The organism is Mycobacterium sp. pW045 (assembly GCF_041287085.1).
Classification (GTDB): Bacteria; Actinomycetota; Actinomycetes; order Mycobacteriales; family Mycobacteriaceae; genus Mycobacterium; species Mycobacterium algericum_A.
The window spans coordinates 266,157-282,927 of record NZ_JBGGKU010000004.1 but is presented as its reverse complement, the minus strand read 5'-3'; the positions used below and the strand labels follow the sequence as shown (position 1 = coordinate 282,927).

The 16,771-nt window shown below is 68.2% G+C and carries 13 protein-coding genes; 2 read left to right on the top strand and 11 right to left on the bottom strand.

What is annotated here, in order from left to right:
• Nucleotides 1–39: 39 nt before the first annotated feature.
• From eccE to eccB, 11 genes are all read right to left on the bottom strand, one after another.
• On the bottom strand, nt 40–1,593 hold the full coding sequence (eccE, locus tag ACAG20_RS08455) for a type VII secretion protein EccE (protein ID WP_013826992.1): 1,554 nt from the start codon (nt 1,591–1,593) through the stop codon (nt 40–42).
• Entirely contained in the window at nt 1,590–3,272 is a 1,683-nt protein-coding gene (gene mycP, locus ACAG20_RS08450; protein WP_193466157.1) for a type VII secretion-associated serine protease mycosin, read from the bottom strand. Before mycP ends, eccE begins: the two co-directional genes overlap by 4 nt.
• Nucleotides 3,257–4,858, bottom strand: a complete 1,602-nt coding sequence (eccD, locus tag ACAG20_RS08445; RefSeq protein ID WP_193466156.1) for a type VII secretion integral membrane protein EccD — start codon at nt 4,856–4,858, stop codon at nt 3,257–3,259. The genes mycP and eccD overlap by 16 nt, the downstream gene beginning before the upstream one ends.
• 5 nt (nt 4,859–4,863) lie before the next feature.
• A complete protein-coding gene (locus ACAG20_RS08440) occupies nt 4,864–5,880 on the bottom strand; it encodes a MinD/ParA family protein (RefSeq protein ID WP_370492214.1) in 1,017 nt (338 codons plus the stop codon).
• 94 nt (nt 5,881–5,974) lie between these two features.
• A complete protein-coding gene (locus ACAG20_RS08435) occupies nt 5,975–6,823 on the bottom strand; it encodes an ESX secretion-associated protein EspG (protein ID WP_370492213.1) in 849 nt (282 codons plus the stop codon).
• 155 nt (nt 6,824–6,978) lie between these two features.
• Nucleotides 6,979–7,266, bottom strand: coding sequence for a WXG100 family type VII secretion target (locus tag ACAG20_RS08430; RefSeq protein ID WP_013826997.1), 288 nt, complete (start codon nt 7,264–7,266; stop codon nt 6,979–6,981).
• 35 nt (nt 7,267–7,301) lie between these two features.
• Nucleotides 7,302–7,619, bottom strand: a complete 318-nt coding sequence (locus tag ACAG20_RS08425; protein WP_013826998.1) for a WXG100 family type VII secretion target — start codon at nt 7,617–7,619, stop codon at nt 7,302–7,304.
• 114 nt (nt 7,620–7,733) lie between these two features.
• Nucleotides 7,734–8,927 carry a PPE family protein gene (locus ACAG20_RS08420; protein ID WP_370492212.1) on the bottom strand — a complete coding sequence of 398 codons (1,194 nt, stop codon included), beginning with the start codon at nt 8,925–8,927 and terminating at the stop codon, nt 7,734–7,736.
• A 3-nt stretch (nt 8,928–8,930) separates the two neighbouring features.
• On the bottom strand, nt 8,931–9,233 hold the full coding sequence (locus tag ACAG20_RS08415) for a PE domain-containing protein (protein ID WP_041316640.1): 303 nt from the start codon (nt 9,231–9,233) through the stop codon (nt 8,931–8,933).
• A gap of 104 nt (nt 9,234–9,337) precedes the next feature.
• A complete protein-coding gene (eccCa, locus tag ACAG20_RS08410; protein WP_370492211.1) occupies nt 9,338–13,549 on the bottom strand; it encodes a type VII secretion protein EccCa in 4,212 nt (1,403 codons plus the stop codon).
• Nucleotides 13,550–13,553: 4 nt separating this feature from the next.
• Nucleotides 13,554–15,053: a type VII secretion protein EccB gene (gene eccB / locus ACAG20_RS08405; RefSeq protein WP_013827002.1), complete on the bottom strand. Its 1,500-nt coding sequence runs from the start codon at nt 15,051–15,053 to the stop codon at nt 13,554–13,556.
• Nucleotides 15,054–15,167: 114 nt separating this feature from the next.
• On the opposite strand from eccB, the gene ACAG20_RS08400 reads away from it, so the two are divergent.
• Together ACAG20_RS08400 and ACAG20_RS08395 are read left to right on the top strand one after the other, a co-directional pair.
• Entirely contained in the window at nt 15,168–16,238 is a 1,071-nt protein-coding gene (locus ACAG20_RS08400) for a DUF4226 domain-containing protein (protein WP_370492210.1), read from the top strand.
• A 92-nt stretch (nt 16,239–16,330) separates the two neighbouring features.
• The gene (locus ACAG20_RS08395) at nt 16,331–16,696 is read left to right on the top strand and encodes a hypothetical protein (protein WP_013827004.1); all 366 of its coding nucleotides are present in this window, start codon (nt 16,331–16,333) and stop codon (nt 16,694–16,696) included.
• Nucleotides 16,697–16,771: the final 75 nt, after the last annotated feature.

The following is a 16,771-nucleotide window of genomic DNA, read 5'->3' as shown; positions in this document are numbered from 1 at the left end:
GTACGGGTTGTCCAGCTGCGTCTCGATCCGGCGGCGGCGTCATCGCGTGGACATCGGCGCCAGCGCCTCCGGGCTGCAGTACCGGTTCTCCGCCCGGAACAACTCCACCGTAGCCAGCCACGATTTTCCGCCGGCGGTGACCCGCACCGCGGTCCGGTCGATCTGGGAGATGCTCACCTCGACGGTGTCCGGCGGCGGCGGAGGCGTACCGGGCGGTGCCACGGTGATGACGGTGGCCGGCCGTGGCGAGGGGGCGATCGGGCCGTCCACCACGCTGACCGTCGAACGCGGCGTGGGCCTCGACTCGCCGACTATCGACACTTCCGGCATCCGGACGCTGGCCCAGCGGGCCTTGTCGCGGGTGTGCACACATACCCGCTCCCCGGCCCCGGCGGCACGGATGATGATCCGCTTCGCGATCAGGTCCTCGGCGGCGATGAACACCCGGCTCAGCTCACCGGAGTCGGTCAGCGGAACCATCAGCCGGTCACCGTTGGCCAGCTTTCCGATCAGCACGCCCGATGGGCCGATCTCGACGGACAGGGTGGCCGGCAGGCGCCCGGGCCGCAGTCCCCGCAGTCGCGGCCGGGGAGCGCACATGTTGGCCGCTACGGCGGCGGCCTGCTCCCCGTTGAGCCGTTGTAAGACCACTGCCGGCGGAGTGGGTGCGGGTTGCGGAGTCTGCAGTGTGACGGTGGCCGTGCACGTGCCGTCCGGGAACACGGTGATGTTCTGGACCACCTCGTCGACGGGCAGGGTCCACACCTGGGCCAGCAGTTGCGCGTTGATGGCGCGGGCCGGATAGGCGTAGGTCGTCACCCAGCCGCCCTCGGTTCGCAGCGTCTTCCAGCGTTCGGCGCCGGCCAGCAGCAGGGCGCCACCGAGTCGCCGGTCCAGTTCGACCAGGTCGCTGGCAGTGGCGACCCGGGCGCGCAGCCCTTCGCAGCGCAGCAAGCCCGCGATCTGCTGGGCGACGGCGACCGCGGTGGCGCCCAGGGTGGTGCGCCAGCGCAACGCGGCGGTGTTGTCGATGACGCGCAACCGCAGCAGCAGCCAGGTCTCGCGTTGGCCGGCGTAGGGCGGGGTGCCGATCTCGGTGTCGTAGACCCGGGGATAGTCGCCGGTGGTGGCGCGGCGCGCGCCGATGCTGATCACACTCATCGACTCCAGCACCAGCCCGAGCGCATGCCGCAGCATCGGCAGTAGGGCGCTGACGTCGATGACGTTGTCGGTCTCGACGTTGACCGATCCGGTGGCGACGGTGGCGGCGTGCGCCCTGCCCAGCAGGTGCACCGCCACGACGGCCACACCGTCCTGGATACGCACGCCGCCCCCGGCGCGGTTGTTGGCCACCGTGATCGGCTCGGCCCAGTCGGTCGCCTTCCGCCGCCGCAATCGCAGCAGCGCCCACGACCACGCCGGTTGGCCCCACCACGGCACCAGCACCAGCAGCACCGCGAGCGACAACGCCACGGCGAGCCCGATCAGACCGCCCAACGCCCAGCCGGCCAGACCGACCAGCGCCACGGTCACGGCGGATAACAGCCGCCGGTTACTGGAGGCGCTGAACCCGGTCAGGTGGACCGAACTCACTTGACCGACCTCCGAATCCGCGCGGTGATGGCGGCCACCAGCACCGCCGCGGCGATCGCGCCGAGGAATGCGAGGGCTACGGTCCGAGCCCGATGGTCAGGCGGCGGTGGCGGCGCCGCCGGGGTGATGACGCGGGCCTGCGAGCCGGGCGCCACCGGCTCGCCCGGGGGCACGTTGAACGTCAGTGCCGCAACCGGGTCGACCAACCCGTAACCCACCCGGTTGTCCACGCCGGCGGGCGGATTGTGCGCCGTCTGCACGATCCGGTTGATCACCTGGTGTGCGGTGAGCTGGGGATATTTCGCCCGAACCAGGGCCGCGACGCCACTGACATAGGCCGCCGAGAAACTGGTTCCCCAGAACGGCATGTTCTTCTCACCGACCCGGACCGGCGGGTAGGCGTTGACCGGACCGCCGCCCTGCGGGGACAAGCCCATGACGTGGGTGGCCGGCGCGGCGACCCTCACCCAGGGCCCGGACATGCTCTTGTCGATCGGTGCACCGGTGGCGTCCACCCCGCCGACGGACAAGACGTAGTCGGAGAACCACGACGGGCTGGAGATCACCTTGACCTGGTTCCAGTCCCGGGGGTCGTTGGGGTTCAGCGGGTCATACATCGGATTGTTGGCGCAGCCGGCCTCGCCGACGTTGCCGGCGGCCGTGACGATCACCGCGTCCTTGACGATCGATGCGTACCACAGCGCCGCCCCCAGCGCGCGCTGATCGAGCGCGGCCGCCACCTGAACACACGAGGTCACCGAGATGTTGATCACCTTGGCGCCCATGTCGGCGGCATGGACGACGGCGCGGGCCAGCGTGGCCAGGGTGCCGGCTTTGATCCGCTCGTCGTCGAAGCCGAACCGTTGCGGGTTGACCGGCTCGAAGGCCCGGGACGACTGGCGGATCGCGATGATCGTGGCGTGCGGGGCCACGCCGACGACGCCGTCCGGGGCGCCCGGCGGGGGCGGCGGGACGGCCGGTTCGTCCTCGGACTGTGGATCCGGGGGACCCGAGGCCGGTGCCATACCGCCCTCTTCCGGCGGGGGCGGAGGCGGGGGCGGCGGGGGCGGCGCGGGCTGGGTGATCGTCACCGGAGCCGGTGGCGGGGGAGGAGCGGGCGGGCCGGGAATGTCAGCGGGCGGCGGTGGTGCGCCGAAGCTGGGCGGCGGGCCGGCCGGTAGCGGGAAGGCGGGAACCTCTGGCATCGGGCGGGGCATCGGCAGCACGCCGAGCGGGGCCGCGGCGATGATCGACGCGGCGATCGTGCCGTGAGCGTCGCAGTCCTGCAGCCCGCCCAGGCCCTCGGCTCCGCCCATGATGTAGTCGCCGCCGGCGACCGCCGGCAGTCGTGGATTCGGCGTGACCCCGGTGTCGATGACCGCCACCGGAACCCCGTTGCCGGTGGAGTACTGCCAGGCGGTGGCGATGCCGAGCATGTCGAACCCGGGCGCGAGCTGCGCCACGTCGGGATTGCTGACCGTGATCGGGACACTGCAGGAGTTCGAGCGGCGCATCGGCTGATCCGGGCCGGGCGGCCCGTCGGCCGGCGCCAGCGCGGGGTCCACCGAGGGCGGTTCGATCGCCCGGGCCATCGGCGGGATGTCCGCCAGGCCCGCCAGCAGCACCACGCCCGCCAGCGCGACGGCTCGGGTGCGCAGCCGCCTCAGTTGCGCACCCACACGAAAAGTCCTCCCAGCCAGGCGCCGAGCACTCCCACCACGATGAACGCCAGCACCTCCAACCATTCGACGGCCAGCCGGATCCAGGGCACGAACTTCGTCGCCGGGACCAGCAGCCCGGCGGCCAGGCCGAGTCCGGCGAAGACCGCGACTGCCGCGGCCGGCCAGAGGAAGCCGCCGGCGGTGTAGCCGGGCGCCGCCAAGGCGTACTTGGTGATCCCGACCAGCACCGCGGCGCACGCACCGCCGACCAGGGCGATGGCCTGCACCCGGCCGGCGAACCCGCGGCCCTGGGTGATGAACAGTCCCGCCACCAGCCCGCACAATGCCACCGCGCCGCGCTGCCGGGCCGAACCCGGCGCCAGCACCATCCACACCGCGATCGGCAGCGCGGCCGCGATTGCCACGCACATGCCGACCTGTACCGCGTTGATCAGCCGCGCGGACGCCGCGATCGCCGCCCCCCGCGCCGAGATGTCGACCAGGTCGTCCTCGTCGTCCTCGCTGTCGTCGGGGGCTACCGGCGAGACGGTGTCGATCGGCATGTTGGCGCGGCGGGCGAACAGATCGCGCCCGGTGATCGACCCGAAGTACGGCGGCCGAACCCGCGCCACCCACAGCGCGATCGTCGGCGACATGCGCACCAGCATCAGCAGGCCCAACAGCATGCAGATGCCGATCACCTGGGGGGAGACCGGATGCCACATCCGCACGGCCGCCACCGTCCCGCCGATTCCGCTTGCGGTGACCACCGCGGTGGCGACCGCGGTCTGCGACCGCAGCAGGACACTGAGCGCGATCGCCCCCATCGCGAAGACCGTCACGCCGATCAGCAGGTGCGGGGCGCCCAACGGCCCGGGGGCCGCACACAGCGCCGCGCCGGAAAGCGCGATCACCGCCAGCCAACCGAATCCGCTGAACAAGTCGGCACGGGCGGGCCAGTTGCGCCGGATCACCGCGGCGCCGACCGTCAGCAGCCCGCCGAGACCGGCCAGAACCACTGCGGGCGGCCAACTGTCGCTGAACGTGCGGGCACGTATCGCCAGCGCGGAGATCACCAAGACGCCCATCGCCAGCAGGCCTATCGCGGTGTGCGCCGCGGTCACCGCCGTGACCGGTGCGAACATCCGATCAACTTTGACATTGAGTAACCGGGTGACGGTCTGCTCGTCGGCCTTGTGCCCGCACTCGGAGCACTGAATCTCGGGTTGGGTACCGAGCCGGCGGGCCGTTGCGGCCAGCGCACTCGAAAGCGACTCGTATTGCGGTTCGAACGAGTCACCGCCGACCACCGGCACCAGCACCAGAGTGTCGCCGTCTTGCACGCCGAGGTCATCGAGGCTGCGGGTGATGTCCAGTCGCACTCCGTTGACTTTATGGAGTTCGTAACTGCCGGGTGGAAGTGCGACGCCGTCGAAACCGTGGTGCTTCAAATCCTCGTCGAGTAGTTCGACCATTCCCTCAAAGAATTCCTCGACCGGAATTCCGGCCGGGAAGACTTGCGACACGAGGTGTTTATCGTAGGCGAGGCTCACCGCGCAACGTGCTGGAAATGCAACTTTAGCCGGTGTCGTAGGGGTAGTCACTGCGACTACCTTTCAGTGTCCGGCACGAATTTATCGGCCAAACCGGCGGTTATTTCAAATAGCCGCAGCCGCGTCTTTTTCTTGACTTCATGGTGGACATCGATGATGCCGCCCTTGGCCAGGTGGGCGTCGTAGGGCATTACCTCCACGGTGGCGCCGGTTTTGCTGAACCGCTCGGTCAGGTAGGCGACCGCGGCGCCGTCCTCGACCGGAGAGGAGTGGTTCAGGATCACCGTCGCTCGCGACACCAGCTCGTGATAGCCCTGGGCGGCCAGATAATCGACCGCTCGCAGCACCGGCCGGGACTTATCGGCGGTGATGCCGGAGACGAAGACCAGCGTGTCGGTGTTCTCCAACACCGGCTTCATCACCGGGTGCTCCAAGTCGGCCGCGGTGTCAACGATGATCACGTTGTGGGTTCGGCGGAGCCGTGACAACACGCCACTGAACATGGCAGGGACGAGCGGGCGGAGCTGGTCCGAAGTGCGGTTACCGGCCAGCACGTCCAAGCCGACGGCGTTTTGCCCGAGGTGTTCGCGGATGTCGGAATAACCCTGTACATCGGTGTCACTCAGAACCGCCGAGTAGTCACCGGGCGGGTGCTCATCGATGCGATCCGACAGCGTCCCGAAGCCCGGAACGGCGTCAATGGCGATCACATTTTCCGGCCGGCATTCCCGGAAGACGCTGCCGATGGACGCGGCCATGGTGGTCACACCGGTGCCGCCTTTTCCGGACACCAGTGTGATCACGTACTGCCGGCGGATGTGGCGCCGAATTCTGTTCCGCAAATCGCGGTAATGACGCTCGCGCGGGGATTCGCCCGGATTGATCACCTTCGCCGACACTAAATACACCAGTTTGCGCCAACCCGAACCGGGCGGAATCTTGCGCGGTGTCGCCAGGTCGGAAATACGCATCGAGTCCGACACGGAATCCCGGTAGCGGTGACCGGATGCCGGATCCCGCCGCCCGGACGCGCCGTCGTCAGGCATATTGTGGCTATTCCATGGGCTCGTCACGTGCGTGATGTTAACACGGTTGCAGATACCTCGTTTACAGCGTTTCTAACGACGGGTGCTAATAGGTGATAATGGTGTCCAGGTGAATTCACCGCTACACAACCCGCCGGTGTGAATGCCAGTCCGCGCCGGCAGGTAGCCGACGGATGAGCCGCAGGATCGCATTGGCGACGTCGGCGCGTGACCCGGGGGAGACGATCTGATAGCGGCGACCGCCGTTGTCGATGTTCTCCACGCAGACGCGGCCGGCCGGGGTATCGGAGATCAGTACCGAGGTGTCGCCGATGGCCATTCGGGCCAGTTCGTCGGGTCCGGCACCAGGCTGCAGCGCCACGATGTTGGCCTGCCCTGACACCTCCGGGTCGGAGGCCATCAGCAGCGTCTGCTGCTGGTCGATGTCGAGCCGTTGAGCTGCCAGGTAGTTGCGGAGGCCGTCCCGGTCCCGCACCTGTTCGAGCAGTTCCTTGGTGTCCAGGGTGACCGGGCGCAGCGGGGCGGCCTCGGTGACACCGCACAGCCGTTCGATCTGGCCGACGACCAGGTCTGCGGCGGCCGCCTGGTCGGTGGCGGTGCCGGCCGGATAGAGCCGGATCTCCTGGTCGTGCCGTTCCAGCACCACCCACCAGGAGGCGAACCGGTTGATCGACACTCGCGTCATGTGTTGCGGGTCGCCGTACGGTCGGCCGGGAAAGTTCAGTTGCAGCAGCAGCGCGACGTCGCGGCGCATGATCACGGTCAGCCATTCGCGGATCATCGGATCCGCCTCGCCCTGGCCGTCGAGTGCACCGATCTCGGTCAGTTCCTCGGCGATCGGGTGCTGCACGGCGCGTTCGGCGGTGTCCAGCCGGGGCAGCAGCGGGCGCAGACCCAGTTCGGGGCAGAGTGTTTCGATACCGGTCACCGCCTGCAGCACCCACAGCCCGTCGAGGGTTGTCGTCAACATGTCACTGCCGCCTCACCCGTGAGTCCTCAGTCTGAAACAAGCCCAGACGGGAAGCGGGGCATCTGCGCCTGTCGCGCGCAGACACCCCACTTCTCATCGCTGCTCGGTCACCGCCCCGCGATGGGCACCGTGGTCGTGGGCGCCCCCGGTGGTGGTCAGAAAAGGCTGCTGATCGTCTGGTCGGTCTGAATGGCCCCCTCCAGCACGGAGCCGATGGTCGAGCCGTGCTGGCCGATGGTCTCGATCAGGCCCTGCAGGCCGGAGAGCATCTGCGCCTGGGCTTCGAAGAAGCCGGTGGCACCGTGACCGGCGAAGTACTCGGTCAGCATCTGGGTGAGCTGGTGGGCGTCGGCGTGGATCTGGTCGAGCGTGCCGGCGCTGGTGATCACGCTGTGGGCTTGATCGGCCACAGGGCCGGGGTTGTAGGTAATGCCGTCAGCCATTGGGATCGGTGTCCTTTCGAGTACGGGGTGGGAGGTTAGGCGGATTGTCCGCCGAAGAGCGAATGGAAGGCGTGCTCGGAGTGGGACTCGTGGGACTCCATCAAGGCAGCGGCCTGGTTGAGGCCCTCGGTCAGGCGGGTGCCGCCGATGAGGACTTTCTGCATGTCTTCGTGAATCTGGCCGGCCGTGACGAACGACGCCTTGGACCCCGCGCCGTCCCAGGTGCCGGCACCCAAGATGTTCTCGTGGTCAGCGAGGTACTGGTTGGCGATCGCCTGGGCGTGTTCGATGTGCTGTGCCAGCTTCGATGCGGTGTTCCGCATCAACTCGGGCGTGACGACAATGGCTGCCATCGTTTCCTCCTCGGTTGTAGAGCAACCCCCCGGGTTCGGCGGGATGTACCTTGCGGTAGTGTAAAAGCTCTTTTTCGATGTGTCGATTCACCCTGCGCACAGCGAATGCCCAGCTCACAGCCGGTCATCAACCACTCGCACCGTGTTGGCCCGGTCGGAGGGCCGTCCGCTTTGGCCTCGACCGGCCGCGCTGGCGGCGTGCCCGATCGGCATACCGCCCATCCCAGCGCCGCTGGTGGTCGTCACCCGCTGCTGCGACTCGACCGAGCCCAGCGCACCGCTGGGGCGAAGCCCGACGGGCCGGCCACCCCCTGATTCGAACGCGCTGACCGGCCGGGTGAACGCCGATACCGGCGCACCGGCGCCCCCGACCCCGCCACCGCCGACGCCCCCGCCCGGGGTTGCTGTCGCGTTGGCCAGCATCGCGGTGGCCGGAGCACCCCCGGCCCCCGCGGCATTGAGCGCGCCGCCGAACATGCTCGGATTCATGAACATGCCCATCATCGACTGCATCGGGCTCATCATCGACTGCGGCATCTGCATCAGTGATTGCGGCGCCTGCATCAGCGACGACCCGATCGACTGCACCGGGCCGAGCAGCGAACTCATCTCGCCCCCCATGCCCTGGGCTGCGGAGGCGCCCTGCCCGGCGGTGTTGCTCGCCGCGGAAGTCCCGGTGTAGGCGGCCCGCATCGCGCCGCCCGCCGCGGTCTGCGCGGCCGCGTCACCGACGGCGCTGGCCGCCGCCGCTGGAGCGGCAGGTGAGGCGCCCATTCCTGCCACCGGCGCCGGAACGGTCAGGCTAGAGGTGAGGGCGGTCAGCGTCGCCCCGTAGGAGGCACCGACCGCGGCATTGTTGGGCCAGAACATGCCGAAGTACTCGTATTCGAGGGAGGTGATCCGCGGCCACAAGGCCCCCAGCACGATCGGGTTGATCCCGTAGTCGGTGGCGGTCTCGATCCGGTTCGCTTCGCACTCCTGGGTGGTGCGCATACTCCCGTAGGCCAACTGGTAGGCCTCGACCGCCGCGGCGACGATCGGCGCCTTCATATCCACCCAGCCGGCCAGGCCGTGCAGGGCGACGTTGAGCAGGGTTGCGTTGAGCGCCGAACTGGCCGATCCCGCGCCGATCCAGCCGACGGAGGTCAACGCGGTATTGACAGCCGAGGCGATTCCCGAGGCGTGGTGTGCCGCGCCCAGTGTCGTCCAGGCGGTGCCGTTGGCCAGCATGGTGGCCACGCCCATGCCGGACTTGATCAACGTGTCATTGACCTCCGGCGGGCGTGCGGCCCATCCCGGATCGGCCATCTGCTAGCCGCTGAGCGCGGCGGTGGCGGCCCGCAACGCCTCGGTGGCGCTGTAGACGCCGGCCGCGGTCGACTGCGCGCCGGAGTACAGCCCCCGCTGGGCCGAATGCTCGGCGACGATGCCGAGGTATTCGCTCCCGGAGGCCAGCAAGGCCGCTTGGAAGGCGATGGAGTCGGGGTCATTGCCCATCGGCAGCACACCGAGCAGGGCCGGGCTGGCCGAGGACGCGGCCGCCGCGGTCTCGGCGGTGATCGCGGCTTCAACGCCGGACGATGCCAGGACAGCTTCCGGTTCCACAGAGAACATGTTTTCCTCCCGATGCCTCATCGCAGGTATGCCGACGGTGGCAGGCCGGGGTAAATCCTAAACCGAAGGTGCGGCACGCGTCACTTCACCGACGGAATAAAAGGCTACTGCTGCTCGAAATTGTGGATCATCGACGACGGCACGCCGACCAGCACGCCCTCCACCCGGGAGTCGTCGAGAACCAGCAGACCGCGGCCGGCCGGCAGGGCCTGGGCGCGCACCGTCCGGCTGACCTTGTTCTGCGGGTCGTTGTCCATGAACAGCGTCGGTGCCTTGGCGCTGCGCTGCGTCTTCACCCAGGGATCCATCTCCAGCTGGCCGAAGTTCGACGAGTTCCGGGTGGCGAACACGTGCAGGCCGATCTGGCGCCCGCGCTCCATCAGTTTCCACAGCGCGGCGCCCACCGGTGGCTTGGCCGGGTGGATCTGTGCCGGCCGCAGGTCCTGGACGTCGTCGACGAGGATGAAATGACGCGGGCCCTCCCAGGGCTTGAGCGCCCGCAACTCTTCCTGGCTGAGGCCCTTGGCGGGCAGTCGGGGCAGCAGCACCTGCTGTGCCAGCGTGGTCAGCACCTCGTCGATCTCGTCCTGGTCGTAGGCGTAGGCGTTGACGTAGCCGGGTCCCTGCAGGTCCCGCAGCGGCCCGGTCTTGGGGTCGATGATGGTGATCTGCGCCTGCTCGGGGCTGAATCGCGCCATCACGGCCTCGCCGATCGCGGCCAGGGTTGCGCTCTTTCCACACAACGCACGGCCCAGGATCATCATGCCGGGGTGCTCGCCCAACTCGAGCGGGACCGGCAGCAGGTCGTGCTGCTCGCCGATCATGAACGCGATCGACGGCGCGGTCTGGGCGGGCGGGCGCTGCGCCACGTCGTAGGCCAGCACCTCCGACAGTGCCACTGCCGGGGGCAGTCGCTTGAGGGTGGCGTGCTTGGTCACGCCGGCGACCTCGGCCACCCGGGTCCCCAGGTCGCGGGTGCCGATCCGGCTGCCGTCGCGCGCGGTCAGCTCCGGCATCCCGATGAGCATCTCGTGCAGGGATTCGGTGAGCCCGAAGCCGGGCCGGTTCACGGTTCGTTTGGCGGCGTCGCGCGCGTCGAGCGAGGCGGTGCCCATCTCGTTCTCGCCCGGGTTCTGCAGCCGCAGCTGGATGCGTACGTCGGAGTTCTGCAGCAATGTCTGGCGTTGGCCGTGAATCCAGCCCGACGCGCTGGTCATCAGGTGCACACCGTATTCCGGACCGACGCCGCTGAGCGCGATGATCCGGTCGCCGAGCACGGTGTCGGCGGCGTAGAGGTCGGAGAAGTCATCGATGACCAGGAACACGTCTCCGTATGGATCGCCGGGGTCGGTGCCGCCCAGGCCGTCGCTGCCGGCTCCGAAACGCCGCTCCCGGAACTCGTTGATGTCGATCTTGTCCCGCCGGAAGGTGTCCTGGCGGGCACTGATCAGCGCGGCCATGGTCGCGACGGTGCGTTCCACCCCCTCACGGTCGGCCGGCGAGACGATGTCGGCCACATGCGGCAGGGTCTCCGCGTAGCCGAGGGTGGCGCCGCCGACGCAGAAGAACGTCAGCCGGGCCGGGGTGTACATCAGCGCCGCCGAACACATCAGCGTCATCAGCGCCGTGGTCTTACCGCGGCTCTTGGCGCCGACCACCATCACGTTGCTGCGCAGCACATCGACGCAGTGCACGAGCTGCTGGGCGTCCTCGGGGATGTCCTTAACGGCCAGTGGCCACACCAGACCCGGATTGCGCCCGTAGTCGACGTCCCACGGCTTGCCCCGGTACAGCGCGACCAGCGAGTCGGCCGACTCCGAGACCTCCAGCGGGGGCAACCACGGCAGGTGGGGCGCCTTGCGATCCGCGGAGATCAGCGACTCGCGCAGCACGTCGACGATCTTCTTCTTCTTGAACCCGTCAGCGTGCAACAAGTACTCGTCGGGTTCGGCGTCGGTGGCCGACATGTCCTGCAACGCTTGGGCGTCCGCCTCGTCCAGTGGTTGGTACTGCCAGGTGTAGAGGCGGGGCTTCGTCAGTGTCATGTCGAGGGTCTTGGCCGTCGACGCCTTGCGTTTCGGCACGATGAACGGTGCCGACAGGTAGAAGCAACGGAAGGGGTCCAGATCCCGCGGGCCGACTTTGAGCAGCCCGAAGCCGTTCTCCTTGGACGGCAGGTGGTAGGCGGCGTCCGAGCCGATCACCTCACGGCTGTCGTCACCGGATTCGGCACGCAGTGCGACCCGGAAGGCGATGTTGGACTTGACTTTCTGCAACGACGACAGGTCCAGGCGCTGACCGCCGAGCATGAAGAAGACGTTGGCGCCGCGGCCTTCTTGGCCGATGTGGATGATGAGGTCGATCCACTTGCCGTGGTTGGCGAAGAGCTCGAGGTATTCGTCGATCACCACCAGCAGGATCGGCACGGGTTCCAGGTCGCGTCCGGCCAGCCGGATCTCCTCGTAGTCGTTGGCGTCGCGCGCCCCGACGGAGTTGAACAGCCGGTAACGCCGGGCGATCTCGCCGTCGATCGCCCGGCGCATTCGCTCGGCGAGGTGCCGGTCGTCCTTACCGAGGTTGGACAGCGCCGCCGAGACGTGCGGGATGCCGAGGATGTCCTGGGCGGCGGACTCGAACTTCATGTCGATGAAGATCACGTTGAAGGTTTCCGGCGAGTGGGTCAGCGCGATCCCGTAGACCAGTGACAGGAAGAACTCCGACTTGCCCGAGCCGCTGGTGCCGATCACCACCGAGTGGAAGCCGAAGCCGCCGAAATCCTTGGCGCGCAGCACGATGTTCTGCAGTTCGCCGTTGGGCTTGGCTCCCACCGGGATCTCGGCCCACCGCTCGTCGCCGCGGCTGCGCCGTTCGGCCCAGAGCCGGTCCACGTTCAGCTCCCGGGCATCGTCGATTCCCAGCGCGCGCAGCAGTTCGAGGGCGCCACTGCCGGAGTCGGTGACGTCCACGCTGGCCGTCGGTGTCCAGCGCGCCATTGCCCGCGCGTAGCGGTAGGCGCGCGGCACCGACAGTTGATCGGCGTGCGCGAAGAACTTGCCGCCCGCCCGCAACATCGGTGGCAGGGACGGATCAGCGCCCCGGCCGTTCCGGCGATGGGTCGACGCCGGGCCGTCGGTGCGGTTGTGTCGGGCGGGGTGGTCGACGACCTCGAAGATCTCGTCGCGCGCGAACCCGACGCCGGTGCCGAGCCGGGAGGCCACCCGCAACACGGTGATGCCCTCCTTCCCGACCCGTCCGACCACGCTCTCCCACGCCTCGGGACTGCCGGTGTTGTCGTCGACGATCACCCAGTGCGGGCCGAGGTCGTGCCCGTCGCTACCGGACTCCAGCGCCGAACCCATGGTCGTCGGACTCGGCGCCGACGGGGGCCGCCATGCGCCGCGCTTGCCCTTCATGTGCAGGTCGGCGCCGAGCGTCGACTCCAGTTCGGTGGGGCTGGTGAAGACCAGCCGGCGCCACCCGCAGGCGTCGAACAACTCGTCGTGCTGGTTGTGCGGCAACCAGACCATCCAGGACCACAGTTCGGGGTGCCGGGTCACCACCATCAGCTTGACGTCGAGCGGGTTGTGGAACACCGCCAGCGCGCTGAGCACCGATCGCAGCAGTGAGCGGACCTTGTCGAGGTCGTCGCCGACGAAGCTGAACCCCGGACGCGAGCGCAGGTTGACCACCTTGGCGATGTCGCGGATCTTGCGTTGTTCGAGGATGAAGTCGCGCAGCGCCTGGCCGGTGACCGGTTCGAGCTCCTCGTCGACCGGGATCTCGGGCCACTGCACCGACAACACCGAGTCGGGGGCGTGTTGCACACCGACGCCCACTCGGACGTCGAGGAAGTCCGCGTCGGAGCGCCGCCGCTCCCACATCTGCGGTCCGCCGATGACCGCGCCGAGCCCCTGCGGGTTGGAGTGCACCGTTTCCTGGGCGCTGCGCTGGGCACAGACCGCCTTCTGGATCTCGTCGCGTTCGCCGTCGAGCGATCGCAGATAGCTGCGCCGGTTTTTCTCCTGCTCGCCCCAGCTGATCTTGCGTGCCCGCCCGAACCGACCGGAGAACATCAGCATTCCCAGGCCGGCCATGCCCATCATCGGGAACATGCCCGACCCCAGGCTGCGCACCCCGGAGACGTACAGCATCACGATCGTGCCGATCAGCGCGACCACCAGCGCGGGAAGCCCGATCATCACCCACAGGTTGCGTGGTTCCCGTTCGGGTAGCGCGTCGGGCGCGCGCGGGGCGACTCGCACCGGCTTGGGTTCGGGAACTTGCAGGCGCACCGGAACGAACGCGCGTTTCGACATCGTCTCAGTGCCCCCCCGGGATGGCCTGCTGATTATTGGGTGCTACCGGCATCACTTCGCCGGTCGACGGCAAGGTGTCGCGGGCCAGCAGAGCGGCATGCCGCGACAGTTCCGGGCCGGCCGCGAAGGTGCGCAGCAGCGGCCACGGTGCCTGCTGCGCCGAGGCCGGGTCCAGGCCGAGGCCGCGCAGCGTTTCGTCCTCGGCGGCGATCCCGAACCGAACGCCGTTGGGGGACACCCAGAACAGCGTCTCGCGCGAGTCGGACTCGAGCAGGGCGCTGGTCGACGTCACGAGATTCGTCGCGCCCGGCAGCACCAGCACCTGGTTGGCCACCACTGATCCGGGCGTGCGGTCGTCGCGCACCAGCCGGACGATCCGATTGTCCATGGCCGGCGATACCGGCAGGCCGCGGCCGTTGAACACGGTGATCCGCGCTTGGCGGTCGGTGGGGGCCTTCTCCCAGCTCACGCAGGTGGTCGGGTCGGCGGCGGTGTCGACGAACTTCAGCCGGCTGTTGGGGTAGTACTCGACCGGGAGGGTGCCCACTTCGGGGATGTTGACCAGTTTGTCGGGGCTGATCACCAGCGGCGCAACGGATCCGAACGAGTTGGCGCTGCGGATCAAGTCGGCGACGAAGCTGGTGATCTTCTGCACCCCGTCGGGCAGCAGCACGTAGAACTGCGAGCCGCCGCCGGCCGTCCGGGTCTCCAGTACCGTGCCCACCTGGGAGCCGGGAACCCACTGCGACGGTGTGCCCGCCAGCGGGATCGCCGGAACGCGCAGCGGTTCGGTGCTGGGCAGGGCGTCGAACAGCGCCCGTGACATCTCCACCGGGACCGTCGTGCCCGGATCGATCCCCAGGCTCAGGGTGATCGCGCGATCCGCCGGGTCCACTTGGGAACGCTTGCCGCCCCAGATGACATAGGTGGCGTCTTGGAACCGGGTCAGCACCGCGGCGTCCGAGGCCAGCGGCGCGGCGCGGCCCGCCGGGCTCAGCGTTCCCGCGATGGCGGTGACGACGGGCGGTTCAACTCGGCGCGGTGAGCCCGCGGTGTCGCAGACCGCCCAGGCCGACGGCGCGCCGGTGTTGGCGATCAGCGAGGCCGGTGCGCCGGGGATCCCGATCATCGGGCCGGTCGGGTATTTAGCGATCTCGGGGGGTTTGACCCAGGTGGGAAGCTCGGCGTTGCCGACCGCGAGACGCGCCGAGGTCATGTTGAGCGCCGGATACAGCCGGCCGTTGATGCGGGCGTAAATCGCGCCGGAGTCGCGGTCACCGACGATCGCCGATGTTCGCACGATTCCGGCGGGGCGCAGGACGTTCAGCAGCAGCATCCAGCCCATGCCGATGAAGATCAACACGACCGACAGCACGATCGCGGCGGTCTGTTTGCGGTCGTCGTGCTTCATTCGCACCGAGAACTTGGTGGTGGCCGCACGCAACCGGCGGTTGTAGAACAGGTGCCCGGAGTTCTGGTCCCGGTTCGACAGACTCAGCGGCATGAGCTGGCTGCTCCTTTGATCGACAACCGCACCCGACGACAATACTGGCGCCGGCCTGCGGGAACCAGTCACCAGCGGTGACGTGATGACGCCGGTGCGCGTAGCTTTTGGGCTATGCCGGAGGTGATGGGGGTATTCGCGAACGCGGCGCGGGCGCGGGAAGCGGAATTGACGCGGCGGTTGGCGACGTCGGTGGAACTCGACCGGTCTTTCCAGGAGATCTTGCGCGGCGCCCACCAGTTCAACGCGCAGTCGCGGCAGCGACTGGATGCGCTTGAAGCCGAGATCCGCCAGGCCGCCGCCGCTTGGCCGGCCCTGAACACCCCGGTCGGCGCGCGACAGTTCCAGGCGTACCTGACCGGCAAGACCCGCGAGATTCACAAGGTCGTCGCCGATGCCGCCGCCGACAGTCAGCAGCGGGCGGCGCAGGTGCAGGCACTGACCGGGCGGTATCCGCTTCGTGGGGACCGAACCATCCAATCAGTCGATTTCCCGCAACAGGGCCCGCCGCCCGTCGACCCGCTTGAACAGATCTTGAAGACATACCAGGTATCGGAGGATCCCGATGGCGAACTCGATTGGGAGCCGCCGTGGCCGCTCAGCTTGGCCACCGACCCAGTACACGTGACCGCGGGCGAGGCGCGCATGCTCGAAGACCTATCACCGTTTGCGCTGCGGGATCTGAACCAAATCAAAGAAGCCGCCGCAACCGAAGCCAAGGTGCGTTTTCCGCCCCAGAATGGTCCCAACGACACAGCCGACAACCACACCGACGCCTTCCGGCACGCATACTGGAATGCCCTTATGACGCAACGATTCGGCGAGAACTGGACCCGCGACTTTGCGACCGCGCACGAACGGCTGCCCAACAACCACGCCACCGCCGAGGCGATGGATCTGTACAACAACGAACTTGGCCGAGAAATCGCAACAGCTAACCCACGCGCCACTCCGGCGCAGCTAGCGGACCTGGTGCAACAGGCCGTCGACAGTGGCGACACCGTCGTGGTCGCGCCCGGCGGCGAGAAGCTGGCCTGGAGCAACAGCATCGCCTGGGGCGAGGCAGGCACGACGACGAATGCGACGCTACCGGGCCAGACGCCAACGCCAACCGGTGCGGGGCCCGGTGGGGTCTACGACCCCGGTCAACCCGGCGGCTACGGAACGTCGGCAGGAGGGTACTGAACGTGGTGAGCAGAGCAGCGCCGATACGCAGTGCGCTTAGTGTCCTATTGCTGTGCATGTTGGTGACGAGCTGCGGGCTAATGAGGCAATCGATGGACATCGACTACAACGATCAACGACTCAACGAGGGCTTGGCAAACCTTCTGCATCAAGGCAAGTCGGGCAGACTGAGTGACTTCACCTCGTGGCCCTGGGATGAGGTGCATCTGTTTCATGAATACACCGAGCGGGAGTTCATCGAGAAAACCGTCGGCGCGCCGGTGATCCGGTCGAATTTCTTTGAATCCAAAGCCAGTCTGTTGGTCTTCGAGGACCACGGGAAGCCCGTCAAGGCCGTCGGTATTGCCGCCGACTACCTACGTGGGCAGGACCATCGCGTGAGTTGGCCCGCCGACGTGATGCTGCAACCGTGTTGTGGCGGGTATCTGCAGCTGACGTTGCCATCGGCGGGAGCGTAGCTCCCCGCAAGGGTTCCAGGCCACGAACTTGGTCACCGCACGGTTCGTCGGTGCGGTGGTGCCGCGCCGGGTGGT

Bases quoted from the DNA above. Each gene is read 5' to 3' on its own strand.
- ACAG20_RS08435 (WP_370492213.1), bottom strand. From the start codon at position 6,823: ATGTTGACGACAACCCTCGACGGGCTGTGGGTGCTGCAGGCGGTGACC.
- ACAG20_RS08430 (WP_013826997.1), bottom strand. From the start codon at position 7,266: ATGGCTGACGGCATTACCTACAACCCCGGCCCTGTGGCCGATCAAGCC.
- ACAG20_RS08425 (WP_013826998.1), bottom strand. From the start codon at position 7,619: ATGGCAGCCATTGTCGTCACGCCCGAGTTGATGCGGAACACCGCATCG.
- ACAG20_RS08420 (WP_370492212.1), bottom strand. From the start codon at position 8,927: ATGGCCGATCCGGGATGGGCCGCACGCCCGCCGGAGGTCAATGACACG.
- ACAG20_RS08415 (WP_041316640.1), bottom strand. From the start codon at position 9,233: ATGTTCTCTGTGGAACCGGAAGCTGTCCTGGCATCGTCCGGCGTTGAA.
- eccCa (WP_370492211.1), bottom strand. From the start codon at position 13,549: ATGTCGAAACGCGCGTTCGTTCCGGTGCGCCTGCAAGTTCCCGAACCC.
- eccB (WP_013827002.1), bottom strand. From the start codon at position 15,053: ATGCCGCTGAGTCTGTCGAACCGGGACCAGAACTCCGGGCACCTGTTC.
- ACAG20_RS08400 (WP_370492210.1), top strand. From the start codon at position 15,168: ATGCCGGAGGTGATGGGGGTATTCGCGAACGCGGCGCGGGCGCGGGAA.
- ACAG20_RS08395 (WP_013827004.1), top strand. From the start codon at position 16,331: ATGGACATCGACTACAACGATCAACGACTCAACGAGGGCTTGGCAAAC.